Origin of the sequence: Flavobacterium sp. PS2 (assembly GCF_046250155.1) — a bacterium.
Classification (GTDB): Bacteria; Bacteroidota; Bacteroidia; order Flavobacteriales; family Flavobacteriaceae; genus Flavobacterium.
This window is the reverse complement of sequence record NZ_CP176426.1, coordinates 510,956-537,870: the sequence shown is the minus strand read 5'-3', so window position 1 is coordinate 537,870 and position 26,915 is coordinate 510,956. Positions and strand designations below refer to the sequence as shown.

The 26,915-nt window shown below is 32.5% G+C and carries 24 protein-coding genes; 7 read left to right on the top strand and 17 right to left on the bottom strand.

Annotation, left to right across the window (positions count from 1 at the left end; translation table 11 throughout):
* Positions 1-278 precede the first annotated feature (278 nt).
* The 3 genes from ACJ6WR_RS02280 to ACJ6WR_RS02270 all read right to left on the bottom strand — a co-directional run bounded on the left by ACJ6WR_RS02280 (position 279) and on the right by ACJ6WR_RS02270 (position 2,751).
* Entirely contained in the window at positions 279-944 is a 666-nt protein-coding gene (locus ACJ6WR_RS02280) for an alpha/beta hydrolase (protein WP_409416939.1), read from the bottom strand.
* A 127-nt stretch (positions 945-1,071) separates the two neighbouring features.
* Positions 1,072-2,172 carry a BT_3928 family protein gene (locus tag ACJ6WR_RS02275; protein WP_039114565.1) on the bottom strand — a complete coding sequence of 367 codons (1,101 nt, stop codon included), beginning with the start codon at positions 2,170-2,172 and terminating at the stop codon, positions 1,072-1,074.
* Positions 2,173-2,202: 30 nt separating this feature from the next.
* A complete protein-coding gene (locus ACJ6WR_RS02270) occupies positions 2,203-2,751 on the bottom strand; it encodes a DUF1599 domain-containing protein (RefSeq protein WP_409416938.1) in 549 nt (182 codons plus the stop codon).
* A 162-nt stretch (positions 2,752-2,913) separates the two neighbouring features.
* Between ACJ6WR_RS02270 and folP the strand changes: the two genes are divergently transcribed.
* The 6 genes from folP to ACJ6WR_RS02240 all read left to right on the top strand — a co-directional run bounded on the left by folP (position 2,914) and on the right by ACJ6WR_RS02240 (position 8,153).
* Complete coding sequence (gene folP, locus ACJ6WR_RS02265; protein WP_323489230.1) at positions 2,914-3,738, top strand: dihydropteroate synthase; 825 nt, start codon at positions 2,914-2,916, stop codon at positions 3,736-3,738.
* Between the two features lie 193 nt (positions 3,739-3,931).
* Positions 3,932-4,558, top strand: coding sequence for a hypothetical protein (locus ACJ6WR_RS02260; RefSeq protein ID WP_409416937.1), 627 nt, complete (start codon positions 3,932-3,934; stop codon positions 4,556-4,558).
* Between the two features lie 307 nt (positions 4,559-4,865).
* Entirely contained in the window at positions 4,866-5,402 is a 537-nt protein-coding gene (locus ACJ6WR_RS02255; protein WP_409416936.1) for a hypothetical protein, read from the top strand.
* A 1,065-nt stretch (positions 5,403-6,467) separates the two neighbouring features.
* A complete protein-coding gene (locus tag ACJ6WR_RS02250; RefSeq protein ID WP_086894766.1) occupies positions 6,468-6,761 on the top strand; it encodes a hypothetical protein in 294 nt (97 codons plus the stop codon).
* 303 nt (positions 6,762-7,064) lie between these two features.
* Positions 7,065-7,559 carry a hypothetical protein gene (locus tag ACJ6WR_RS02245; protein WP_409416935.1) on the top strand — a complete coding sequence of 165 codons (495 nt, stop codon included), beginning with the start codon at positions 7,065-7,067 and terminating at the stop codon, positions 7,557-7,559.
* A gap of 159 nt (positions 7,560-7,718) precedes the next feature.
* On the top strand, positions 7,719-8,153 hold the full coding sequence (locus tag ACJ6WR_RS02240; RefSeq protein WP_409416934.1) for a hypothetical protein: 435 nt from the start codon (positions 7,719-7,721) through the stop codon (positions 8,151-8,153).
* Positions 8,154-8,257: 104 nt separating this feature from the next.
* On the opposite strand, the gene rlmH is transcribed toward ACJ6WR_RS02240, so the two are convergent.
* The 14 genes from rlmH to ACJ6WR_RS02170 all read right to left on the bottom strand — a co-directional run bounded on the left by rlmH (position 8,258) and on the right by ACJ6WR_RS02170 (position 25,639).
* Positions 8,258-8,731 (bottom strand): 23S rRNA (pseudouridine(1915)-N(3))-methyltransferase RlmH, encoded by a 474-nt coding sequence (rlmH, locus tag ACJ6WR_RS02235; protein WP_409416933.1) that lies wholly within the window; start codon positions 8,729-8,731, stop codon positions 8,258-8,260.
* A gap of 132 nt (positions 8,732-8,863) precedes the next feature.
* A complete protein-coding gene (locus ACJ6WR_RS02230; protein WP_323489238.1) occupies positions 8,864-9,166 on the bottom strand; it encodes an antibiotic biosynthesis monooxygenase in 303 nt (100 codons plus the stop codon).
* Positions 9,167-9,169: 3 nt separating this feature from the next.
* The gene (locus tag ACJ6WR_RS02225; protein WP_409416932.1) at positions 9,170-10,588 is read right to left on the bottom strand and encodes an adenosine deaminase; all 1,419 of its coding nucleotides are present in this window, start codon (positions 10,586-10,588) and stop codon (positions 9,170-9,172) included.
* Positions 10,589-10,788: 200 nt separating this feature from the next.
* Positions 10,789-11,073 (bottom strand): GNAT family N-acetyltransferase, encoded by a 285-nt coding sequence (locus ACJ6WR_RS02220; protein ID WP_035628749.1) that lies wholly within the window; start codon positions 11,071-11,073, stop codon positions 10,789-10,791.
* A 5-nt stretch (positions 11,074-11,078) separates the two neighbouring features.
* The gene (locus ACJ6WR_RS02215) at positions 11,079-11,474 is read right to left on the bottom strand and encodes an OsmC family protein (protein WP_323489240.1); all 396 of its coding nucleotides are present in this window, start codon (positions 11,472-11,474) and stop codon (positions 11,079-11,081) included.
* A 4-nt stretch (positions 11,475-11,478) separates the two neighbouring features.
* On the bottom strand, positions 11,479-12,360 hold the full coding sequence (locus ACJ6WR_RS02210; protein ID WP_323489241.1) for a pirin family protein: 882 nt from the start codon (positions 12,358-12,360) through the stop codon (positions 11,479-11,481).
* A 15-nt stretch (positions 12,361-12,375) separates the two neighbouring features.
* Positions 12,376-13,254 carry a pirin family protein gene (locus tag ACJ6WR_RS02205; RefSeq protein ID WP_039117646.1) on the bottom strand — a complete coding sequence of 293 codons (879 nt, stop codon included), beginning with the start codon at positions 13,252-13,254 and terminating at the stop codon, positions 12,376-12,378.
* A 622-nt stretch (positions 13,255-13,876) separates the two neighbouring features.
* On the bottom strand, positions 13,877-15,892 hold the full coding sequence (locus ACJ6WR_RS02200; protein ID WP_409416931.1) for a heavy metal translocating P-type ATPase: 2,016 nt from the start codon (positions 15,890-15,892) through the stop codon (positions 13,877-13,879).
* Positions 15,893-15,894: 2 nt separating this feature from the next.
* Positions 15,895-16,506: a class I SAM-dependent methyltransferase gene (locus ACJ6WR_RS02195; RefSeq protein ID WP_409416930.1), complete on the bottom strand. Its 612-nt coding sequence runs from the start codon at positions 16,504-16,506 to the stop codon at positions 15,895-15,897.
* Between the two features lie 7 nt (positions 16,507-16,513).
* A complete protein-coding gene (locus ACJ6WR_RS02190) occupies positions 16,514-17,737 on the bottom strand; it encodes an efflux RND transporter periplasmic adaptor subunit (protein WP_086894759.1) in 1,224 nt (407 codons plus the stop codon).
* A gap of 11 nt (positions 17,738-17,748) precedes the next feature.
* Positions 17,749-22,065: a CusA/CzcA family heavy metal efflux RND transporter gene (locus ACJ6WR_RS02185; RefSeq protein ID WP_409416929.1), complete on the bottom strand. Its 4,317-nt coding sequence runs from the start codon at positions 22,063-22,065 to the stop codon at positions 17,749-17,751.
* 104 nt (positions 22,066-22,169) lie between these two features.
* On the bottom strand, positions 22,170-22,499 hold the full coding sequence (locus ACJ6WR_RS02180; protein WP_323489246.1) for a DUF6660 family protein: 330 nt from the start codon (positions 22,497-22,499) through the stop codon (positions 22,170-22,172).
* 251 nt (positions 22,500-22,750) lie between these two features.
* Positions 22,751-23,848 carry a DNA alkylation repair protein gene (locus ACJ6WR_RS02175; protein WP_409416928.1) on the bottom strand — a complete coding sequence of 366 codons (1,098 nt, stop codon included), beginning with the start codon at positions 23,846-23,848 and terminating at the stop codon, positions 22,751-22,753.
* A gap of 456 nt (positions 23,849-24,304) precedes the next feature.
* Positions 24,305-25,639, bottom strand: a complete 1,335-nt coding sequence (locus tag ACJ6WR_RS02170) for an esterase/lipase family protein (protein WP_409416927.1) — start codon at positions 25,637-25,639, stop codon at positions 24,305-24,307.
* 416 nt (positions 25,640-26,055) lie between these two features.
* On the opposite strand from ACJ6WR_RS02170, the gene nadC reads away from it, so the two are divergent.
* Positions 26,056-26,913, top strand: a complete 858-nt coding sequence (gene nadC / locus ACJ6WR_RS02165; RefSeq protein WP_039114538.1) for a carboxylating nicotinate-nucleotide diphosphorylase — start codon at positions 26,056-26,058, stop codon at positions 26,911-26,913.
* Positions 26,914-26,915 lie beyond the last annotated feature (2 nt).

Sequence of the window (26,915 nt, the reverse complement as noted above, 5' to 3'; positions counted from 1 at the left end):
AAACAAATCGAAACAGAAATAGAGATTAACAAAATTTGAAGGCGTCCTTATTTTGTCACAAATTGAGAAGTTTTGGTTACAAAAAGGAAAATGAAATCGTAATAGTTACACCACAAAACGAGTTTTTGGAGTGTTTTTTATTCAAGAGATTTCATGAAGAGGGAAAAAAAGCTGTTTTTTTATTTAGTTAGATGATTTTTAAAAGTCAAAAAACGTCTGGGTAAGCTATAAAAAATGTCCAATAAATTCTCAGTCAGAATTATATTGAATATTATATTTTATTTTAATTCGTAATTGCCATTTGCCCATTTTTTACAAGGCACAATCCAATCATTTAAAGCTTTATATAAAAAGCCATGTTTCAAACCTGTATTCAATTCAATTTCCTTGAAATGATTGATCTTTAATTTTGAAGTTTCTTTTCGTTTTATGGCTGAAACTCCGTAGATATCTGATTTCTCATAGATTGTCAAGATATTTCCACAATAATTTATAACTGGAATATTTTGAATATCAGCTTCTGTAAAACAGCCGATAAATACAAAATTAACATTGGGATTTGCTAAATAAGTAGAAACGTATTGTGCAAGATACCCTCCCTTAGAAGTTCCTATTACTGTTATTTTATTTGGTTTAACACCTTTTTTAATTAAGCTTTTAATTTGCTTTACAACTTTTTTAGCATATCCATCAAAATCGGTATTCTTATTTCTTAGTTCACTAAAAACGATGAAGTTGTCATCTTTAAATGATTTAATGATTTCATTGTATTCTGCTCTTCCATATTCAGGATGTACAGCATTCAAATCATTTTCTTCAAGAAACTTATTATGTAAAAAAAAGATATAGGCTTGGGTTGTATCTTGTGCTTTGGCTTGACCAAAACTTAAAGAACTCAAAAGCATAAAAAATAAAATTAACAACAGATTATGTATTTTGCTCATTATGTTTTCGTTTTTTAAGTAAGAATGTTATTGACTTTGGTATTAAAAAATATAATAAGTGGTGTAAATATAAGCATGACTAATCAGCATAAAATTTACACCACTTATTATGGTTATTCTCTTTATTTTATAATTTCAAATCTTTAATGTCGTTATAATGTACTTTTTGAGTAATAGTTCCATCATTTAAGATTACGATACTAGGATTTGCTCTTTCGATTGTTTTCAGCGTTATAGCATCACAAAAGTAAAAATCGACATTTAGTTTATATTGTTTTTTTGCAGCAGCAATTTCATCTTGTCCCGAAGCTGTCATTGCAATTACTTTATATCCTTTTGCTTTAGCTTCTTGATTTAGTTTTTCTAATTTTTCCATTCCAGATGGCTCAGAACGAGTTAAATCATAAGTAACAAAAATCATAAGTTTAGGCTCTTTTAGTAATTGATCTTTATGGTCTTCACCATCTTTTTCCATGCTAAAATCATGAATTGGTGGTACGTAACCTTCAGTGATTACTTTGTCTTTTCTGTCAACAAAAGTAGCTCCCTCTGGAATTGCCATTAAATCTTTCTCAGTAAATTCTTTGTTCACACCATTTACGTTGTAAATAAAAATCATTTCTACAACAGATTGTGGTGCTCCTTCTGGGATTTCCATTCCTTTCTCGATGTTTGAACCTACTTTGTAAGGACGGAAATCTTTTATTGGTAAATGGTTCAATACCCAAACTCCCATAAAAATGCATAAAAATATAGTTACGTATGCAACAATATTTTGAACGCTATTACTAAATAAAGGTTTAATCAATTCTTTATTAATGAACAAAATCAAGATGAAGAATAATAAAACAATATCTTTTGTAAATGATTGCCAAGGTGTTAAATGTAAAGCATCACCAAAACAACCACAGTCTTTTACTACATCAAAATAAGCCGAATAAAAAGTAAGGAATGTAAAAAGTATAATCAGGATTAATAAACTCCAAATTGTAGCTTTAGATTTGTATCCAATAAGCAACATTACACCTAAAACGACTTCTAAGATTACTAAGAATAAAGCCAAAGCCAAAGTTATTGGCTCTAAAAAAGGCATATTAAATACAGGTTCGCTAAAATATTCTGCCAGTTTATATGAGAATCCTACAGGGTCGTTTAGTTTTATTAATCCGGAAATAATAAATAATACTCCAACAAAAAGTCTAGAGAATTGGGTAATTATATTTTTCATAAAAAGTTTTTTTTATTTACAAATTGCAATTTATTTTTTTGTATCCAAAGGGTTTAATATCAGTGCAAAAACAGCATAATTGATCATATCCTGATAATTAGCATCGATACCTTCGGATACTAAAGTTTTTCCTTTATTATCTTCGATTTGCTTAACGCGAAGTAGTTTTTGAAGAATGATATCGGTTAAAGAACTCACACGCATATCACGCCAAGCTTCACCGTAATCATGATTTTTGGCAAGCATTAGTTCTTTGGTAAGTTTTATTTTGGCATCGTATAATTCGGTAGCTTTTTCTACGTCTAAATCAGGCTGATCGACAACACCTAATTCTAATTGAATCAATGCCATTATGGAATAGTTGATGATTCCGATGAATTCTCCTTTTTCATCTTCGTCAACTTTACGAATTTCATTTTCTTGTAAACTTCTAATTCGTTGTGCTTTTATAAAAATTTGGTCGGTTAATGAAGGCAATCTTAATATGCGCCATGCACTACCATAGTCTTTCATTTTATTGATAAAAAGCGAACGACAAATCGCAATTACATTATCGTATTCTTGAGAAGTATTCTTCATTATTGATGTATATTTGTCTAAATTTCTTCAAAAATAGGGATAAATTTTTGAAAGAGTTTAAAGTTTCAGGTTTAAAGTTTTAAGTTGTTGAAATAGTTAATCTTGATTTCTAGGCCTCAAACTTTAAACCTGAAATAAAGAAAACATTAAACAAAATACAAAATGACAATTAACTGCAAAGGGCAACTTATTGATTTGTCAGTTCCTAAAGTAATGGGAATTTTAAATGTAACGCCAAACTCTTTTTTTGATGGTGGAAAATATGATAGCGACGAAGCTATAATAACTCAAGTAGGAAAAATGATTGCCGATGGAGCAACGTTTATAGATCTTGGAGCTTATTCGAGTAAACCAAGTGCCGAATTTGTTTCGGGAGAAGAAGAACTAAACCGAATTGTTCCAGTTGTAAAGCTGATTTTGCAGCATTTTCCAGATGCATTACTTTCCATAGATACTTTTAGAAGTGAAGTTGCACAAGCTTGTATAGAAAATGGAGCGGCAATTATAAATGATATTTCGGGTGGCAATCTAGACGAAAAAATGTTTGAGGTTATAGCCAAATATAATGTTCCGTATATCCTGATGCACATGCGAGGTACGCCACAAACGATGCAAACCTTAACTGATTATGATGATATTGTAAAAGAGATGCTTTTTTATTTCTCCAAAAAAGTAGCACAAGCCAGAAGTTTAGGTATAAACGATATCATATTAGATCCTGGTTTTGGCTTTGCTAAAACACTAGATCAAAATTATGAAGTTCTACAAAAAATGGAGTTATTCAATATCTTAGAGTTACCTGTTTTAGCTGGATTTTCGAGAAAATCTATGATATACAAATATTTAAATACAAACCAGCAAGAAGCGTTGAACGGAACAACAGTTTTGAACACGATTTCTTTAACAAAAGGAGCTAAAATTTTACGTGTTCATGATGTGAAGGAAGCAATGGAATGTGTGAGTTTGTTTAATAAAATGGCAGTTTAGCGAATAAATTTAATTCAACACTAGCGAAAGGAACGCGGATTAAACGGATTCGCTAATGCGAAAACACTGATTAAACGGATTTTTTCTTGTCCCGACATTACGGGATCTGCATTCCCTTATAGACAATACTGAAAGTCATACAGACAAAATAAATCTGTGGCAAAAAAATAAATAAAAATATAGAATTTAAAATATGAAACACCTTAGTCTTATTCTCGTTTTACTTCTTTTCTCTTGTGGAAAAAAAGAGGATGTTCTGTTACCAAAATCGAATGTGTCTGTAGTGAAAGATGTGCAAGACCATTCGCCTATTTATATCTTTTTTAGAGTAAACGGAAAAGATACTTTGGCGGAAGTAAATAGAAAAAACAGTATTATTTCGACCAATTGGTTGTTTAATATAGACAAGCGTTTGCCTTTACGATTAGTTATTCCAGAAGTTGCAAAATTGCAAGAAAAGAAACGAGCTGACAAAGCACATGAAAACAAAAAAGCCGAAAATTATTATTCGTACGCAGATAGCATCGGAAAGAATTTAGCTTTTGTACCTTTTACGGAAGTGTATTATAAACTCGAAAAACCAAAACAAGAAGGATTAATCATCTTTTTTGAAAAGAATAATAAAATGGTTAGGGTGAATAACGAAACAATTAAAAGAGAAGAATTACTCAATTATATTACGAGTCTTGATTTTGCGGTTAAACCAAAAATGCAATTTTGCTTTGATAAGAATATGAGTTATGAAAGTTATATTCAGGATAAAGTTTTAATTAATAAGTTGCAATCATTTGCAATGGTTATAGATGAATTTATCTATTAAAAACGAATAAATCTAGCTGTACGAAGTCTTCAGGTTTTGTACTGGCAAAGAGAATTAAAAAGGAAAACCTTGCAGGTATGCAAGGTTTTTTTTTATGTCTTATTTTATTATAAATAAAATTGTAAGTAGTTTATTTAGTGTTTGTTAATTGGTAATTTTGCAAGAATTTAGATAGATTCTATATTCACAATGGTAGCATGGTTTTTTTTGTGCTAGAAATAGAATTTACAAAGAAAAAGAGAAAATCAGGAGTGTGAAGTCTGGTTTAATGGTTGGTTTACTATTGATAAAATTCAGTATTATGGTAATGAAAAAAATAATGATTGCAGTTAGCATTCTTTATATATTTAGTTTTAGTATAGATGGAAATGCACAGTCTTCTGTTGTAGATTCATTAGAAAGTGTGACTATAAAATATTTGGATAAATATAGTAATAATATTAATAGGCAAACATATGTGGTAGTTAGATTTTGCTCTTTGTTTGGTAAGTATATAATATACATTGAACCCAGGCATGATAAATTGTGTAGAGACAGTGATGGTATTTACAAAATACAAAACATAGATGGATTTAAGAATGTCTATTTTTTTAATGATTTTATGAATTCTATTAAAATAGATGAAGAAAATAATCATTTTTTTCTAAATGATGAAGAATGTGAAGAAGCTAAAGGAACAATGTACCTCACAAATTTAATAATGTTATTGGTTGACAATAAATTTTCTATAGAAAAAGAAGTTAAAGGAATTAGTTATAGTGCTTTAAAAGAAGATTTATTATGTCCAACAGCACCTGGGTCTATACAAAGAGCTCGTATAATAAAAAAATATGGACATCTGTAAGTGTCAATCTTATGGCTTGGATGTGCACGCTATTAGCGTATAAAATCTCCTTGCTGATAAAAAACGATAAAGAATGAAAAAGAATGCAAAAAGAGGTTAATGCTTTTATAGATAAACATCCTGAGTTTATCTATTTAATAATTGGAGTAATTGGATTTGTAATAATCGGAATTATCGATGATAGTTTAGATACTATGTTTATACTATTTTTAAGTGTTTTAGTGCTCGGTACCTTAGTAGGATTAATATCTTTTTTGATAAAAATATTTTTAAAATAGGATAATTTATATCGTTGTATAAGGTCTCCCGATTTGATACCGACTAAGAAAATAGAAAGTAAAACAGCGTATTATTAATAAGAGTAAAATATGATATTCATAAAACTGTTGTATTCAATATTATTTATTGTATTTACCTATATTTTATATTTAAAATACAATTATAAGGTAGAGATTAAGTACAAGTATATAATTGTGCTATTAATTTTTAGTATTGCACTATTTGTAATTAATAGTATATACGATGGATTATCGATTAAGTTATTACTTTTATTGTTCTTGTTTTCTTTTGCTCAAGTAATAATGCATTTTATGAAGAGGATGATAAGTATTAAAAATTCAAGTAATATTTTAAATGAAAATTTGCAGCTTAATAAAAACTACCTAGATTTTAAGGATTTTATTTTTGATAAGATTTTTATAATACTGATTTTGGGTTATCAATTATTACTCATTTGGTTTCCAGCAATTTTTAATAGAATGATTAGCGAATAAGTTGATATGGAATTATCATTAATATATAAAATACAATTAGTAAAAAACTAGAAATGATGAAAGAAAAGATCTATATTTTGGAGCATGTTTATACTGAAGATGAAATAGACGAGATAAAATTTATAGGAGTATTTTCTTCTAAAGCAAATGTTCAACTAGTAATATTAGAATTGAAGGACAAACCTGGATTTAAATAGGATCCTGTAGAATGTTTTATTATAAGTGAAGATATTTTAGATAATTATGGATGGAAAGAAGGGTTTGGATGGTAATAAATAAAATATAGTAATAAATGGAAAATAGTAAGTATTTATACAGTTTTATAATGCAATATGATGGGGGAACTTATATTGCTCAGGTTTATGCAACTAATGAACATGAAGCAATGCGTGTATGGTTAAATGAATTAGATGTTAAGCCTATAGACAGTTTCACGGAAAAAGATAAAAAAAGATTAATTATGGAGGATTTTGTTGATGAAAATCCTATTCTGATTTCAGGTTGTAAAAACATTTGGAATATCGGATTAAGAATAAGAAAAAATAAAATGTTAGCCATGATTAATATAGTAAAAACTATAGAATGAACGAGATTAAAGGATAGGGGTAATTCGTTTATAATAACGAGAAATTAGATAACCCAATGTCTCGGATATACCGCCCGATTGCGCGGAAATTTTTTCCGTGTCCACAAAGAGAATCTATAAAGAATAAAAAAAGAAAAACCTCACTGTGTGCAGTCAGTTTCAGGAAACAAACTGTACATAGTTTCTCGGCCTTGTACTAATATAAAATAGTGCAGGAATTTGAGAAACAATGACAACGGTATATAATATAATAACAGCTTTTAATTTAATTTAATTGAAAAAGCAAAATTCAAAATAAATAAAATGAAGAAAGTGATAATTGTGAGTGTGATATTGCTGTTTGTAAGTTGTAATGATAAAATAGCTGGTACTTTAGGTAGAGGATCCGCATATGAGTTTAAATGTAGTGAAGAAAAATTAAATATATGCTTAGATAATTTTCAGGAAAGTTCTAAGTATTTAGCAGTACCGGAAAAATGGAAGCAGTATGATAATTGGGAACAAATAGGTTATGGATTTCTTAATGGTAAGATTTTTTATTTCGAAGGTAATTCTGGATCACCAGAAGAAATGTACTACGTTACTGTATTAGGATCTGATCCTAAATTAAAAAACATCGCTAGTACTTCTATAAGATCAGTTTTTAGAATGGTCGGAGAAACACCGCGTTGGTTATATTTTGAAGATTTAAGCAAATCAGAGGCAAATGAAGTTGAAAATAGATTTCAAAAAATGATTTTAAATGAAATGATAAAAAACGATTGTGATTGTAGTGATTATGTTATAAGCAATAGGTAATAGCCTAACTCTTCGAAGATTTCCTCATCGTTTGAGCATATGCAATGATAGCGCGATAATTCCAGCTGCCGAAGTTTCACGACTTCGTACCCACAAAAAGAATCTATAAGAAAAATTACGTGAGATGATATTTCTTTATCTATAGTATTTTATGAATTTATGAAAACAATTTTTAAAACAGTATTAATCGTTATTGGAATTCTGCTTTTAGCTACAATTTCTTATTTGATTTTTGTATATTTTTTTACGAAAGAATCTAAACCAATTGAAGTGTATACTTTTCCTATATCATATAATGAATTAGAAAGAAGAATACAGAAAGGAATGATAAAAAATTCCAATCTTAATATTAGCATTTCGGATAGCACTTATACAACTAGATATATAACTTTAGGGGAGGATTGTGATAGCTATTTTTTTATAACTAATTTAGATGAAAATAAATCTAATGAATATAAAGAAGCTTGGATTGAACTTCAAGCTGTAGTAGATTCTAATTTTAAAATGATTGATATTTTTTATAAAAATAAAAATGAATATCCAGATAAGATTAAAGTATTTGAAGAAGATTTTATTAATAAATTAAAAAAGTAGATAATACTGCTGTATAAAGTTCCTGATGTTTTGGATATGTAGTAAAGAATAGAAAAAATAAAACCCCGCAATGCGAGGTTTTTTTATGTTTTTAACGAAGAAATCTATTGATGATGATAAGGTTCATTTCTTAAAATTGTAAACCCGCGATACAATTGTTCGATAAAAAATAAACGTACCATTTGGTGTGAGAATGTCATTAGCGAAAGCGAAATTTTGGCTTGTGCTTTGCTGTAAACCGTATCTGAGAATCCATAAGGTCCACCAATTACAAAAACCAAGGTCTTGATACCTGAGTTCATTTTTTTCTGTAATTCTTCTGAGAAACCAACGCTTGAGAAGTTTTTACCATTTTCGTCTAATAAAATTAACTGATCGGTTGGCGTTAGTTTTGCCAGAATCAATTCGCCTTCTTTTTCTTTTTGCTGACTCTCCGATAAGTTTTTTACATTCTTAATATCTGGAATAATCTCCAAGTCAAATTTGATATAAAAAGACAAACGCTTGGTATAATCGTCAATTAAAGTTTGAAGCGATTTATTGTCGGTTTTGCCAATGGCGATAAGTTTGATGTTCATTCTCAGGAATTATATTTTGTTTTGAGTTTTAAGTTTTTGCCACAGATTAAAAAGATTAGACCGATTTTATCCCGACGCTTCGGGATTGCGAGCTTTGCGTAAATCTTTGTGAACTTTGCGGTTAAAAGCTAATTATATTTTATTCTCAAAAACCACTTCAAAATGCTCTACAATAGGAAACGGCTCGTAATAATGATGTAATAATTTCTTCCATTCCAGATATGCTACCGATTCTCTAAAACGAATTGTGTGGTCTTCGAGATTGCGCCAATCGACCAATAAAAGATATTTATTGGGCTGTTCCATGCATTTTTTAAGACTGTGCCCTAAATAACCTTCTATAGAACTTATATATTGACTTGCTTTAGCAAAATCATTTTCGAAATCCTTTTCTTGGTCTTTTTTTACAAATAAAACTGCTGCTTCTTGAATCATATTTTATTTCTCTGAAAATTTGGCTTCAAAAGTTTTAAATCTTGTATCAAGGTCTTTTAGTAATTGCTTTTTTACGGCATTATCCTGAATGAAACTGTAATTGATACTATTGTAAACATATTGCTTAATAGTTGCATAAGAAACATCCTGATATCTGCTGGCTAATAAAACATATTGCTCAGTCATATTTGTTCTTAAAATCCCTGCATCATCGGTACTAATTACAATTGGCACATTAAATTCTTTGTATAATGTAAAAGGATGACGTGCATTTTTAACTTTCAGGATAAACTCATTACTTACTAAGTTAATCTCAATCGGAATATTATTCTTTGCCATATAACGCAATAAGTCATACGAGTTTTCTTCGTAAGCGATATCTACACCATGACCAATTCTATTAGCTCCGGCAGTATGAATAGCTGAAGTAATATGCCATGTTAATTCTTCTGGTTGTACAAGTCCTAATGTAAGTTCACCAGCATGAAGTGTATATTTTACATCTGGAAAACGAGAATGGCAGTATTTAAACATTACCATGTGTAACCAATAATCTTTCATAGACGTTTCGCCATGTTCTGGAGAAACGATATTTACACCCGCTACAAGCTTGCTTTTGTCAGCAGAGATAAAGGCAATCATAAGATTTTTGAACAAATCTACAGGCTCCATAAAGCGCAACACAAAGTTTTGATAGCGCATTGTGAAGTTTGCATCATCAATTTTAAGGTCTTTATGTAATTTGGCTATAAAATTAGTATTGAAATCCTCAGCGTATTTTACAGCATTTTTATCTTGTAATGATTTATAAAGTACATCTAGAGATTTGAAAATTGCTTTTTCGTCTTTTTGAGCAGCAGCTAGTCTTAGTTTTGTATTAAAGTCGGCTAAATCATCCACATTCATATCACAAGGAATTGTGTTTAATTGTGTTTCGATATAGCTTACATTTTCTTTAATTGCTCTGTTTTTAAGCTCAAGCATACCTTCGGCAAAATGTCCGTCGATAGTTGGAGAAAATTTCTCGAAAGAGTCAAAGAATAAATCATCAGAAGGAACAGCAACACCATTGTAGTCTTTTGCAGACCAGGTTTGCATGATTTGTTGCTTGTAATATTCTAGTTTTCCACTGTTTCTAAGGGAAGAAAAAGTCTCCCAGTTTCCTTTTGCAGGTTTTGCTTTTAGAACTTGCATGGTTTCTAAATTCAAATAGAAATCTTCTGCGATAGCTCTTTCTAATAAAGGTTCGGCATAGATTGAGCCTGAAAAATGATGATGTAAATCACCGCCTTTTGGCATTTGAGAAAAGAAAGCAGTTAGTGCCGCTTCGTTATTTCTGATTTTATCTAAATAAGTTGCTGTTGATTGTGAAAAGCAGAGTTGTGCTATGAAAAAACTAAAAACTGTAATTATCCTCGTCATATAGTAAGTTTAAATTACATGCAAATGTAATTGATTAGGAGGACATTTGAAAATTAAGATGAAAATTGGTTAGTGAAACATTGTTCGAATCAATTTATTTTATAATAATATAATAAAAAAAGACGCACTGCGGTGCGTCTCTACAGTGCGTCTTTACTTTAAAACCTTTGTCCCTTAGTTCCTCAGAACCTTTGAGCCTTTTAGTGAAACAATACGTCTTTTATATCGTCTGTTTTATCAAATACGCTTTTCGCAAAAGGGCAAAGCGGAATGATTTTTAGATTGTTTTCGCGAGCATATGTTACTGCTGCCATAACTAGTTTTTTCCCAACACCTTTACCGTTAAAATCGGGATTTACTTCGGTGTGGTCAATTATAAATTTAGTATCTCCAGCCCAAGTATAGGTCATTCTTCCACCTTCTTTTCCGTCTTCTACTGCTTTATAATATCCTTTTCTTCCTTCGTTGATTTGTTCTATTTCCATGATATTTAGTCTAAAGTTGTTTGTATTTGTATCGTGTTTGTTAGCGTTTTGTGAATTGGACAACTATTGGCAATTTTTAAAAGCCTTTCCTTTTGAGTTTCCTCTACATTTCCTGTTATCTCTATCTTGCGGTTTAATAAGGAAACGTTTTGTTCTGAGTTTCGCTCAAAATCTACCGAAATATTAATTTCTGTAACATCCCATTGTTTACGGTCAATATACATACGTAATGTGATCAATGTGCAAGATGCCAATGCAGAAGCCAATAACTCGGAAGGGGAGAAGCCTAGATTTTTCCCCCCCATTTCTTGTGGCTCATCAGCAATAACAATATTACCGCTTGCCGATTTTATTTCCGTTCGATATTTTCTTGTGTCAATACTTGCTGTTATCGTATTCATAAATTTATCGTATTTGAGGTTTTGGTAAAGGGACAAAATCGGTTTCACCAGGGACTTTTGGAAAAGTTTGTGCTTCCCAGTCTTGTTTTGCTTTTTCCAATATTTCTTTGTCTGATGAAACAAAATTCCAAAAAATGAAATGTTCTTCTGGAAATGGAGTTCCTCCAAATATATAAACGGTTGTATTGGCAGCGATTTCAAATTCGCATAAGGTACTGTCGTTTGCAATCAGGATTTGTTTTGGGTCGTATGTATGTCCATCAGCTTTTATACTTCCGTCAAGAATATATAATCCGCTTTCTCCAAATAAATCTTTTCCGATGTTTATTTTTTGAGCCGACGTGCTTTTGATCTCAATAAAATATAACGGACTATACACGGGAACTGGTGATTTTTTTCCGAAAGCTTCTCCTGCAATTAGCTTATAAGAAACTCCATCTTTTTCCCAACTCGGAATATCACTGGCTTCTACATGCACAAAATTAGGTTCCATTTGTTCCAATTCTTTTGGTAACGCTACCCAAATTTGTAATCCATGAAGCGTTTTTTTAGATTCACGCAAGTATTGTGGTGTTCTTTCAGAATGCACAATTCCTTTTCCTGCTGTCATCCAGTTTACTGCTCCGGGTTTGATTTCTATTTCGGATCCTAAACTGTCTTTGTGCATGATACTTCCCTCAAATAAAAAGGTAAGGGTAGATAATCCGATGTGAGGATGTGGCGGAACATCTAAATTTTCTTGTTCGCTTAAATGAACCGGTCCCATATGGTCAATAAACACAAATGGTCCAACGGCTCTTTTTTGCCGAAAGGGCAATAATCTTCCTACCATAAAATTACCAATACTGGCAGCGCGTTCTTCAATAATTAGATTTACGTTTGACATATTATATTTTTTAAATTAATCTTCCAGAGTTCCAAATTTACCATTATTGTAATCATTTACAGCCTGAACTAATTCTTCCTGCGTGTTCATTACAAAAGGTCCGTGAGTAGCAATTGGTTCTTTAATTGGTTCTCCGCTTAAAATCAATACGATACTATTTTCTTGTGCTTCGATATGAAAATCTTCGCCTTCATTTTCGAATAAAACCAAATGATTTGTCGGTACGTTTGTAATATCGTTTACTGTAATACTACCTTCTATAACCAATAATGCAGTGTTGTAAGTTGCTGGGAAATTAAAAGCTGCTTTTCCGCCTTTAAGTAATCTTGCATTAAGTAAGTGCAAAGGAGTAAAGGTAGATGCAGTTCCTTTTACATCTTTATATTCTCCAGCAATTACTTCGATATGACCACCATTTTCAGGAAGTTCATATTTATTAATTTGGTCATTAGTGATTCCTTGGTATTTAGGTTTCGACATTTTGTCTTTAGCAGGTAAGTTTACCCAAAGTTGTACCATTTGGAAATCGCCTCCAGTTTTACTGAAGTTTTCTTCATGATATTCTTTGTGCAAAACTCCCGATGCTGCAGTCATCCATTGTACATCGCCTTCGCCAATTACTCCGCCGCCTCCGCTACTATCATGATGGGCTACTTTGCCTTTATAAGCAATAGTTACGGTCTCAAAACCACGATGTGGATGTACACCAACACCTTTTGGAGTATTTGTAGGCGGGAAATAAAATTTTGAATTATAATCTAGCATGATAAAAGGGCTCATGCGTTTCATGCTTAATTGTGGTACACTTGGAATAAAATTGTGCACTCTAAATCCATCACCAACATAATGTGGTTGTCTTGGAGCTACTACTATTTCTATATTTTTAGTTTTCATAATGTATTTGTTTTATTGTTATACAAAGTTACTCTCATTATGAAAAATGTAACTTAATGTAGATTAAGAAGTGAGTTAGTATAAAAGTAAGGAATATTATTTAATTTTTTTTAGTTGTTGGTTGAGGGTTATCAGTTGTTGGTTTTTAAAATGATGAGTTTTAGAAAATAGGAGGTTTTGAATTGATTATAAATGATTTGGCTTTAGCCAAAATAATAAAGCTTTTTTAGGCAATTGTTACTAAAATTTTCACGCAAAGCCGCAAAGTCGCAAAGGAAAGGTGTGTAATCTTGGCGTTTTTGCGAAAACTTTATTTGGAAGAGTATTAAAACGACATTAACCTATAAAAAAGAAATCAATTCAAAAATGAGAATAAAAAAAGGACGTTCATACAAAATCGTACAAACGCCCTTTATTAAATAGTATAATACTTTGAATTTAATTGTTTTTAACACATAGAGACATAGGCTTCACTAAAATGAAAGAGAATTAAAGAAAATCACAATTTCTTCACATAGCCTTATGCGGTTTATTTAGAGTGAAACGTCTTTTTTACAGTTTGCATATTATATGCTATGTTTCTATTGTGTTAAATAAGATTTTATGGATTATTTAGCAATACCTAAAATTTCATTTTCTGAATCCTTACGGCATTTAATATTGCTAATAAAGCAACTCCAACATCTGCAAATACTGCTTCCCACATGGTTGCCAAACCTCCTGCACCAAGTATTAGCACAACAGCTTTTACAACAAATGCCAAAGTGATATTTTGCCAAACAATCTGCTTTGTTTTTTTACCAATGTTTATAGCAGTATAAATTTTTGTTGGTTGGTCGTTTTGGATAACGATATCTGCAGTTTCAATTGTAGCATCACTTCCTAAACCACCCATTGCAATACCTGCATGAGCAAGAGCAACAACTGGTGCATCATTTACGCCATCGCCAACAAATGCAATTTTCAGTTTTTTGTCTTTTAAGGCTGTTACTTTCTCTACTTTGTTTTCAGGCAATAAATCTCCGTAGGCTTCATCGATATTTAGTTCTTTTGCTACAGCATTAACAACAGCAGTTTTGTCGCCCGAAAGCATAACTGTTTTTACATTTATACTATGTAAGCTTTGAATCGCTTGTTTGGCATCTTCTTTAATTTCATCGGCGATTAAAAAGTAACCTGCATATTTCTGGTTAATGGCAATTACGATTATAGTAAACGGTGTATTGTCTATCTCGGAATCACAACTTATGTTGAATTTCTTTAATAGTTTAGCATTACCTGCCAAGATTTCGTTTCCATCAACTTTTCCTTTTAAACCATGACCTGCAATTTCTTCTACATCAGTAACCGAAACACCTTTTTCAGTACCTTTTGCATATTCTATTATGGCAGTTCCTACAGGATGCGTTGATTTGGTTTCGAGTGCTGCGGTATATTTTACTAAATCTGCTTCTGGAATATCTATTGCAACTACTTTCTGAACTTTAAAAACTCCTTTGGTCAATGTTCCTGTTTTGTCCATTACAACAACTTGAATAGCTGCCATGATATCAAGGAAACTAGAACCTTTAAACAAGATTCCGTTTTTACTTGCTGCTCCAATTCCGCCAAAATAACCTAGCGGAATAGAAATAACCAAGGCACAAGGACAGGAAATAACCAAGAATACCAATGCTCGGTACAACCAATCGCGGAAGATATATTCATCTACAAAGAAGTAAGGTAATAAACAGATTGCAATTGCAGAATACACTACAAATGGTGTATATACTTTGGCAAATTTCCTAATGAACAATTCAGTTGGCGCTTTCTTAGCGGTTGCATCCTGAACCATTTCCAGAATCTTGGATAATTTACTATCGGTATATAATGCTGTAACGCGTACTTCGGCTACTGAGTTTAGATTTATCATTCCTGCCAAAACACTTTCGCCTTTGCTCTTGGTGTCAGGTTTACTTTCGCCTGTTAAAGCCGCTGTATTAAACGAAGCATTATCAGAGAGTAATTCTCCATCTAAACCTAGTTTTTCTCCATGTTTAAGTTGAATAATAGCCCCAATTTGAACACTTTCGGCTTTAATTATTTTTGGCTGATTATTTTCCAGAATAGTAACCTCATCAGGACGTTGGTCGAGTAATGATTTAATATTTGCTTTTGCTCTGGTAACTGCCAGTGTCTGGAAAGTTTCGCCAATAGCATAAAACAACATTACCGCAACTCCTTCGGGATATTCGCCAATGGCAAAAGCTCCAATAGTAGCAATACTCATGAGTAAAAATTCTGAAAAGAAAGAACCTTTTCTAGCACTTTCTAATGCTTCTTTAACGACTGGAAAACCTACCGGTAAATAGGCAATTACATACCAAACGATTCGTATCCATCCTGTAAACCAGTTTTGTGGCAAATAATTATCAAAAACAATAGCAATAATTAATAAAGCAAAGCTAATTATTGCTGGAGCAAACATCTGGAAAACGGTTTGGTCTCCTCCTGAATGGTCGTGCCCGTCGTGGTCATCATGAGTTTCTTGCTCATCATGGGAACAACATCCTGAATTCGTTTTTTTTGAAGATTTTTTATCGGGGACTTTACAATCTACTTGCTTATTATTCTCGTCGGGTTTATGTTGATGGTTCATATTTATTTCTTTTTAAATCCACAAAATTGAAAATTCTGTGTTGTGTTAAATGGTGTAATATGATCTTCTGTAAAACATTTTATTGTTTCAAAACTTTCCTGAAAAGTATCTTTCATATTCTTTTCAGAATATTGCTTTATTTCTAATCCGCTGCATTTTAATGGTCCGTTTTCTGAAAATGTGCCTAATAAAAAATGACCATTAGGATTGACTGCATTACTGATAATGGAGACATATTTATTGATACTTTCGTCATTAGTTAGAAAATGGAAAACGGCTCTGTCATGCCAAAAATCGAATTTTACATCAGGGATAAATTCTGTAATATCCGAGACAATCCAATGTACGGAATTAGCTTTTTCGCCTAAGCGTGTTTTTGTTTTTTCTAGTGCAGCAGCAGAAATATCCAATATCCAAATGTTTAGAAAACCTTTGTCTAATAAAGCATCGACCAGATTACTATCACCACCGCCAACATCAATGATATTGGCAGTTTTTGATAGTTTTATGTTTTCTATATAATCTATTGCAGTTTTAGGATATTCTTGTGTCCAGCTTACTTCATTTGGAGTTTTGGTCGTGAATACATTTTCCCAATGTTGCTTATTATTCATATAAAAATTAATGTGTGTGCTCTCCACCGCCTTTTTGGGCTGCTAATAAGTAGAAAGCACCCTGTGTAACAATTTGACTATTCTCAGGGATTGAAGTTACAAATTTTATTTCGGTATATCCCATATCGGTTGTACCAGGAATAACTTCTATTGCTTTAAAGTGTATTTCTTCATGCTCCTCTTTGTGTTCTGCTTCAGATTCTTGTTTTGCTCCTTTTTCAGGATGAGGATGTGAATCTTCTTTTATGTAGATAAAAAATTTGTCCCCATTTTTTACCACAGCTGCTTTTGGTAAAGATGGAACTGTGGCACTGTTTAAATTGATATTAGCAGAAACATACATTCCTGATATTAATCCTTTGGCATCATCTGGGTTTATTTTGGCGTGAACCGCAACAGTTTTACTTTCGTTAGAAAACGATTTATTGATACCAAATATTTTTCCTTTTATCGATTTATTAGATTGATTGGTAAGAATAAAATCGACTTCCTGACCAATTGAAATTGAGCCTAAATCTTTTTCATATACATTTAAATCTAAGTGCATCTGGCTATTATCAACAACTTCAAACAACGGGATTCCTGTATCTGCAAATGCGCCTTTGGCAATGCTTATTTTTCCCACATAACCACTTATTGGTGATGTAATAGGTATTAATGCGCTGTTACTGCTTGTGCTTACATTCAATGCTTGCAATCTGTTTTTTGCAGCTTGTGCTCTTGCTTTTTCTACGGCTAGTTTTGCTTTTACTTCCTGAAATATTTTTCGGGGATTTACATTTTCATCAGCCAATGTTTTCTGACGATTGTATTCTAATTGTAAATACTCGATATTGGCTGTAGCCGATTTATAATCTTCTAACATTCCAACAACTTCAAGATTTTGGATGGTTGCCAAAACCTTTCCTTTATTTACAAAAGTACCTTCCAGAACAAAGATATCTTTAACTGTTCCACCAAGTAATGTAGCTATTTGAGCCGAATTTTGAGGAGGAACTGTTGTGTATCCATTGGCTTTAATAATGGTGTTGAGGTTGCGATTTTCGACTTTACCAAATTGAATCCCAACTGTCTTAAATTGCGCTTCGGTTAGTGATACTTCTGTTTGTTCCTTTTCTTCTTCATGTGCTTCTTCTGTTTTCTTTTCGTTGCAAGATGTTAAAGCCAGCATTAAAAAAGCAATTGGAAGTAGAGTAGAAGTTCGGAGTATTGTGTTCTTTATATTTTTCATTGTATGGAATATTAGTTATTGGAAATTGTTGGAAATTGTAATCGAATGGCACTTTGATTGTATGTATTCAAAGTCTCAGCATATTGTTTTTTGATATCAATTGCTTGATTTAAAAAACTGATATACGTCCAATAACTCATATCTCCGTTAGCATAACTTTTTTGTGCTGTTGTAATAATTTGTTCTGCATAGTGCAAACCTTCTGTTTGGTAATAATGCAACCCTTTTTCCTGTTTTTCAAATTCATTTTGTAGTTCCTGCATTTGTAATTCCAGCGAAAATTGATTTTTCTCTAATTCCAGTTGTGATTGCGCAATACTTATCGAAGCTGCTTTGGCTTTAGCCGTATTTACACCTCCAAACAACGGAATTTGTAAACCAGCCGTAAATCCTTGAAACATAGATTTAGTATCGATGGTTTGAGCAAAATAACCTAAACCTAATTTTGGTGTACGTTGTGCTTTAAACGTATTAGCTTCTTTTTGGAAAACCGAAATTTGTTGCTGATAATAATCATTCATCAAACCTTCTACTTTCGATTTATTAGATTCCGTAAGAGAAGCAAATTGAAGCGGTGTAGTACTATCAGGGACAATGTTTTCTTTTGTTCGAACAAAAAACTGTAATTGCTTCTGATAAATAGCCAAATCGTATTCTAATTGTGCTTTTTGTGTCTCAATTTCTTTAGATTTAGCCTTTGCGCTAATAACTTCTATATTGCCACTTTCGCCTGTTTTAAAACGAAGTTCTGCATTTTTTAGGAACAAAGCATACACATTGAATAATTCGGTATTTAGTTTTTGAACAGAAACACCGTATAGATATTGATAATAGGCTAGCGTTACGGCTTTTTCGATTTCATATTCGGATAAAGCTTTTTGTTTTTCGGCTAGTTTTACCAGTTCTTCCTGTAATTGTCGATTGGCTTTGGTGATTTTTCCGATAGGGAAATATTGCTGTACCGAAACATTATTATCATATGAAGCGCTATTAAATTGCCCTCCCTGATATTCTACTTGCAAAGGGTCGGGCTGAAACGCTGTCTTTTTAAGCACCGTTTGTTTTTCTATCTCTTTATCAGCAATTTTCAAGTTAATACTATTCGTTTTTGCCATTTCGATTGCTTTATCCAAACCAATAGGTTGGTTGTTTTGTGCAAAAGAAAAGCTGCTAATAAGTAATAAAAGCACTGTTACTATAGGTTTTATCATCGTTGTTTTTCTTTTAATTTTCGTTTCGAATAATAAGTATAGTATCGGCAAAACAATAAGTGTAAGTAATGTAGCCGAGAATAAACCGCCTATTACAACAGTTGCAAGAGGTTTTTGTACTTCGGCACCGCCACTAGTAGATAATGCCATTGGTAAGAAACCTAAAGAGGCTACGGCTGCGGTCATTAAAACAGGACGTAATCTTGTTTTGGTTCCAATTAATACACGTTGTAAAGGATCTGTAATACCTTCGGCTTTAAGCTGGTTAAAGTAGGATATTAGTACAATTCCGTTTAAAACTGCAATTCCAAATAAAGCAATAAAACCAATTCCTGCCGAAATACTAAACGGCATTCCACGCATCCACAATGCGAATACACCTCCAATTGCCGAAAGCGGAATTGCGGTAAATATCAAAGCGGCTTGTTTGGTGCTTTTAAAAGTGAAATAAAGTAATACCAAAATTAAACACAAAGCGATTGGTAAAGCAATAGAAAGACGCTTATTGGCTTCGATTAAGTTTTCAAATTGTCCTCCGTAAGTAACATAATATCCTGCAGGAAGTTTGAAATTGTTATCCAGTTTTTGCTGAATTTCTTCTACAACACTTTTCACATCACGTCCGCGAACATTTAGTCCGATAGTTATTCTACGTTTACCGTCTTCACGAATTACCTGTACTGGACCTTGCTCATAATCGACAGTTGCAACTTGCGAAAGCGGCACTTGCTGACCATTTGGTAACGGAATAAATAAATTACTCACATCGTTAATGTCGTTACGATTGTCCTTGTTCATACGAACTACGATATCAAATCGTCTGTTTTCTTCATAGATTTTACCTGCAGCTTCTCCTGCAAACGAAGAACGAAGAATTTTGTTTAAATCCTCGATATTCAAACCATACAAAGCGATTTTATCATAATCGTATTTGATGGTTATCTGAGGCAATCCACTTACTTTATCGGCTTTAAGGTCACCAATACCTTCAATTTTATTGATTTTTGAAATTAATTCATTGGCTTTTCTTTCCAAAACATCCAGATTGTCTCCAAAAATTTTAATAGCAATATCACTTCGGCTACCTGTCATTAATTCGTTAAAACGCATTTGAATAGGCTGAGAAACTTCGATATTGGCTCCAGGAATTTTTTCCATTTCCTCTTTCATCATATGTGCAAGGTCTTGCCAATTATCTGCGCTCGTCCATTCTTTTTTGTCTTTTAGCACAATAATCAAATCTCCACTTTCTATAGGCATAGGGTCGGTTGGGATTTCGCCACTTCCTATTTTGGTTACAATGGTTTTAATCTCTGGGAATTTTGCTTTAAGCATTTTCTCATATTGCGTTGTTGTTTTTATCATTTGCGATAAAGAACTTCCTGTCATGATCGTAGCATTAATGGCCAAATCTCCTTCTTCGATAGTAGGAATAAATTCTCCTCCCATGTTTTGAAACGTTACAAGAGCAAGAACAAATAATGTAACGGCAATACCCAAAACAGCTTTCTTAAAACGCAATGCTTTATCTAAGAATGGTGCATATATTTTTTCGAACCAAGCCATCATTCTGTCACTAAAGTTTGGTTTATGCTCAGTGTTTTTAGATAAAAACATAGCACTCATCATCGGGACATAAGTAAGCGATAATATAAATGCACCAATAACGGCAAAACCAACTGTCATTGCCATTGGTTTAAACATTTTTCCTTCGGTTCCAACCAAAGCTAATATTGGGAGATAAACAATCAGGATGATGATTTCTCCAAAAGCAGCACTATTTCTGATTTTTGAAGCCGAAGCATATACTTCTTCGTCCATTTCAGATTGGGTTAATTCTTTTTTCTTCTTGAGTTTTTGCAAATGATGCATCGTGGCTTCGACAATAATTACAGCACCATCGACAATAATTCCAAAGTCAATTGCTCCAAGACTCATTAAGTTTCCGCTTACGCCAAAGGCATTCATTAAGATTACAGCAAAAAGCATGGCTAGCGGAATCACAGAAGCTACAATTAGTCCGGCACGAAGGTTTCCTAAGAATAATATCAGTACAAAAATTACAATTAAAGCTCCTTCCAGTAAGTTCTTAGAAACAGTTCCTATTGCATTATCTACCAGTTTGCTTCGGTCAATAAATGCTTCGGCAACAACACCTTCGGGTAGCATCTTGTTTACCTCAATCATTTTTTCTTTTACACGCTCTACAACTGCTTTAGAGTTTTCCCCTTTTAGCATTAGCGTTAAACCACCTACAATTTCGCCTTTACCATCTTTGGTTGTAGCACCAAAACGAATGGCATTTCCTAATTGTACAGTGGCTACATCACGAACCAAAATAGGAGTAGCATTTCTGTTTTTAATAACAATGTTTCCTATATCTTTTATTCCAGATGCCATACCAACACCACGAATAAAATAAGCGAATTCATCTTTTTCGATATAAGCACCACCAGTATTTTGGTTGTTTTTTTCGAGTGCATCAAAAATTTCGGTAATCGTAACTCCGGCACTATTTAAGCGGTTTGGGTCAACAGCAATTTCGTATTGTTTTACGCTACCTCCCCAAGTACTTACTTCGGCAACCCCTTTTACACCTTGTAATTGTGGTACGATAATCCAATCCTGAATCGTTCTTAAACTCGTAGCATTGTATTTATCTTCGTAGCCTTTTTTGGCATAAACATCGTATTGATAAATTTCGCCAAGACCTGTTGTAATTGGAGCCAATTCTGGCGTTCCTGCATATTTAGGAATGTTTTCTTCGGCTTGTTTTAATCTCTGGAATACTTGTTCACGTGCCCAATAAGTATCGGCATTTTCTTCAAAAACAACTGTAACAACCGATAATCCGAAACGAGAAATACTTCTAAGTTCAATTACTTTCGGAATTGTTTTTAGAGATTGTTCTATCGGATAGGTTATTAATTGTTCTACTTCCTGACTTGCAAGAGTAGGAGCGGTAGTAATAATTTGCACCTGATTATTTGTAATATCAGGAAGCGCATCGAGCGGTAAATTTTTAAGTGAAAAACTTCCCCAGGCTATAAGAACCAAGGTTAGTAATAGTATAATGAATTTATTCTTTATACTAAATTGTATAATCTTATCTAACATTTTCAGGATATAATGAATGAGAAATCAGGACGAGAAATCGCCTGTTTTTTTGTGGTACACCACAACACATTTACCCGTATCCCGAAGCGTCGGGGCGGGCTACATTATACTATTTGGGGCGGTTGCCAAATACTTCCGTAGAAATTGGAAGCAAGAATTGAATGGTAAGATGATAAAGGCTTTTTAATAAGAGCTGTCTCTTCGTTAAAAATCCATGTAATAGCAGGAGCTGCAGTTAAAACTTGAGCTGCGCAACAATTACAACTACAGAAAGGAGCACAAAGGTCCAATCCTTTTGTGTGAGATTGATGACCATTATCTTTACTTACTATTTCGCTTGTATGCGATTTAGTTTCGCTTTCCAGCGTATCTGCACAAGGCAAGCACGATAGCACGATTAAATAAACTGATAATATGATGTTAATCCATTTCACGGCAGTAAAATTAATGATAAAAGTCTAATGTTTTAAAAAATATTTATGTTTTTTAGCAGAATAATAACATAGTTTTAGTGTAAAACCTTGAGATATAAGTAAGGTCTTGTTCAGGAAATACCTATTTTTTTATCTAAATTTTAAAAAAAATGAACCATATAAGTTATATAAGCTCATTTAAGAAAAACTTATATTTCCTTATATCACTTATATGGTTTAAAATTGTAACTGCTTGATTTTTCACGTTAGTATTAAATCAATTCGAAATCCAGTAATTCGCTTTCAGTACCATTAATTATTATCGATAATTGATGTTTTCCTAAATGGAATACACGTGTTGTGATTATCTTAAAAGATTGGTTTCTTTTAATCTTAACCAATTGATTTGGCTGATAAATACGCTCACTAATTTTGAATACTTTTTTAGCCAGATGCCCTTTTGATTTCTGATAATAAACGGCATATTCTAATCGAATAGTTTTACTCTCAGAGTTAGCATTATTCAATGAAAATTGAAATTCTAGGTATTCGCCAATTTTTACTTTTGGAGTACCAATTTCAAATTCAGATAATAGGATATTAGTGCTCTCTAAGCCATAATGTTTCAGGATATCTACATTACCTTGTTTTAGTAAAGTGCGAGAACCATGTTTGATAATAGCATCGGTTTCGGGGCTTATATTTTGCCATTTGGCAGCAATATCAAGTACAATTTCGGGATTGTCTTTTACAATGTCGTTGAGGTTGTTGGCAACGCTTCGACGAACATATTCGGACGAGTCAGTTTTTAAATTTTCTAATATTGGTAAAATTGGCGTAGGGTCTTTCTTTAAGGCAGGAATTGCCATTGCCCAAGGTAATCGAGAACGAGAACCTTCGCTTGCCAAGCGTCTTACATGGTGATTTTCATGCAAAGACCATTTTATCATTTCATCAATCATATCCTGATGGTATTTAATAATAAATGGGCGAACGGCAAACTCGCAACTTATAAATTGTGTAATCATTACAAATGCTTTTGCGCTTGTTTTAAAATCATCAATACCGTATTTCTCTATATAATCTGCAAAAAAGATAAAAGCCAGATTACCATCAGTAAATTTGTTTTTCTTTAAATTCTCGATAATATTCTCAATTGTTAAAACTGCTTTTCCAAAGTCTTTAGGCATAAATTCGTGCAAGACAATTGTAGTATGCTGCATGCGATCTTTCCATTCTTTATTGACAAAATCAGCATCAAAAATCAAATTCATAAAGTGTTGTTTGTCAAACTCAGGAATGACTTTAGCTACACAATCAGTAAAATTTTCGTAAAAAGCAATCGAGTAAATATCTTTAATTAATCCCATTTGATAGTAAATTGAAGTTCAAAGATATCTAATGTTTACAATAGATAATGTACCAAAAGGAAAAATATTTAAAGCATTAAGGCATTAAGTTTCATAAAGCGTAAAGCCTAATTTTCTTAATGTCTTAATGGTAAATAAGACAAAAAATAACCATTAAGACATTAAGTTTTTATAAAGCGTAATGCTTAATTTTCCTTAATCTCTTAATGGTAAAAGAATACAAAAATAAACCATTAAGACATTAAGTTTTTATAAGCATAAAGCTTAATTTGCTTAATATCTTAATGGTAAAAAAGACAAAAATTAACCATTAAGATATTAAGTTTCATAAAGTGTAAAGCTTAATCTTTCTTAATCTCTTAATGGTAAAAGAAGATAAAAATTAACCATTAAGGCATTAAATTTCATAAAGCGTAAAGCTTAATTTTCCTTAATACCTTAATGGTGAAAAAAATATTATTTAGGTAAATAAGATAAATCTTTAGCAATGTCTAAATAAAATTTATTTAGCCAAGTACTAGTTGATTGTAAATAATCAGGAGCCACAACACTTAAGTGATCTTGCCCTTTAATAGTAGGATGCACATCCCAAACACCTTTTGGCGCCAACTTTCTGTTAAGAGGATCCATTAATACATAATCATGCCCAATAGGATATTGACTTGAAACTACACTTACTAGTCCATCATTAGGTCTCCAATTTAAGAAACCAAGAGGTAAGCTTGCTGTGGTTCGGCCTATATTAGCTGCTTCAAGTTTAAATAAAAGACTCATAGTAGAGGCTGGCGACCAAGTTCCGTTAGTTTGCTCAACCATGTCATTAAATGTATACGATGCATAATAAACATTTGGCGAACTCTTAACCCATTCGTTTTGTACCTGCATTGCTTTTACACTCAAGTCATACATACAATTATCTTGCGAATTCCAAAAACGAGCCGATGATGGAGCGCCAGAAGATGTTTTGTCAAATATCCTGTCAAAATATGCCTTTACAGTTTCATTTTTTTGGCGTTGTAATCCCCATTGACCAAGGTCAAAATTGTAAAATGTATTTTGCTCTAGTCCAATTCCTCCTATAGCGCCCATTCCAAGTACCATTTTCATAAGATCCTCTCTAAAATAACCAGAATCTACAGTTAAAGCACCATTTTGTACACCAGCAATTGAGGTAAGACTTGCTACCCAATTTTTTTTGTTTCCTTTAAATAAGTCCGAAGTCGGAGCTTCTTGACCACTAGGAACATAAGCTTTTTCTGCAGCATCTCCATTTTCTAACAGCTGAATTAAAAATCTTGGAGACGCACCTCCTAAACTATGACCAACAATGTGTACTTTATTAGTAGCACTCCATTGTTTGTAAAATCCAGGATAAGTATCGCCATAACGGTTATGTCCATGTTTTAGAGCATGCGCAGCACCATAATCTACTCTTCCGCCTACGATATTATAGTAAAGCTCAACAGCACGATCCCAATTACTAGATATCGGCCCTACCGATGCCGTAAAAGTTTTATATCCGTAAAGGTTTAAAAAGGTTTGAGTATCTCCAAGTCCGCCCCAATAACGATAACCAAGCATTTCATCGCGTCCCCAGCCGCACATTCCGTGAACCAGTATGATAGGATAATTATTTTGTCGTTTGTTAGGATAAGCATCGAGACTGTTTGTCGTTACTTGTTTTGCAGTAAGAGATTTAGTGGTTGCGGTTGTAGCTGCCGAAGTCAAATCTTCTTTTTCACACGAAGTAATAATTGTTATGCAGAAGAGTAAGAGAATAATTTTTTTCATAAATAAGAATTTAATTTTTTTTTAAAAATTGAGTGTCATAAATTAGGATGAGTACTTTAAAAATGCACCAGTAAAACTTTTTTGTACTAATAAATCAACTTTATTTAGTCTTTTAATAGTAAGATTATATTTACATTGCGAATTTGTTTAAAAACGAAAAGACTATCTACTACTAAAAGTTTTTAAAAAAGTATTTTAAGACATTTTTTATTTCTGAAGTTCAGAGAATCAGAGGATTCAGTGTTGTGAAACTCAAGGAGATTATTCCGAAATTTCGGGACTGAGATTGTATATTTTCGCTAAAGACTTTTTCCGTCAGATATTAATAAAAGTTGTGTTTTAAATTTTCAAATCGTCTAAATTTTCAAATCCACAAAATATATCCTACTTTAGCATTCTATTAAAATTCATACAAAATGATTAACGAAGTACAATTTCAGAACGAGTTACAATTGCTTATTTTTAATGCAATTCGCGAAGATGTAGGCACAGGAGATTATAGTTCTTTGGCTTGTATTCCTGCAGATGCACAAGGAAAAGCCAAATTATTGGTAAAAGAAGATGGAATAATTGCAGGAGTTGCTTTTGCTAAAATGATTTTTAATTATGTTGACCCAAGTTTAAAAGTCGAGACATTCATCGAAGACGGAACTCCAGTTAAATATGGAGATATCGTACTGCATGTTACTGGTAGTTCACAATCTATTTTAAAATCGGAGCGAGTTGTGCTTAACTCGATGCAGCGTATGTCGGCAATAGCTACTAAAACAAACCAATATGTACAGCTTTTAAAAGGTACAAATGCTAAGATATTAGACACCCGTAAAACGACACCAAATTTTCGTGTTGCCGAGAAATGGGCAGTAAAAATAGGAGGTGGCGAAAATCATCGATTTGCACTTTATGATATGGTAATGCTTAAGGATAATCATATCGATTTTGCTGGCGGTATAACTTTGGCTATAGCCAAAACCCAAGCCTATCTTAAAGAAAATAACCTTGATTTAAAGATAATTGTCGAAGCCAGAAGTCTTGATGAAATTAGAGAAATTCTACAAAGTGATGGTGTTTTTCGTATTTTAATAGATAATTTTAATTATGAAGATACTAAAAAAGCGGTTGAATTAATCGGTGATAAATGCCAAACAGAATCTTCAGGTAACATTAACGAAAAAACAATTCGTGAATATGCTTTATGTGGAGTCGATTATATTTCTTCGGGCGCATTAACGCATTCAGTTTATAATATGGATTTGAGTTTAAAAGCATTTTAGTT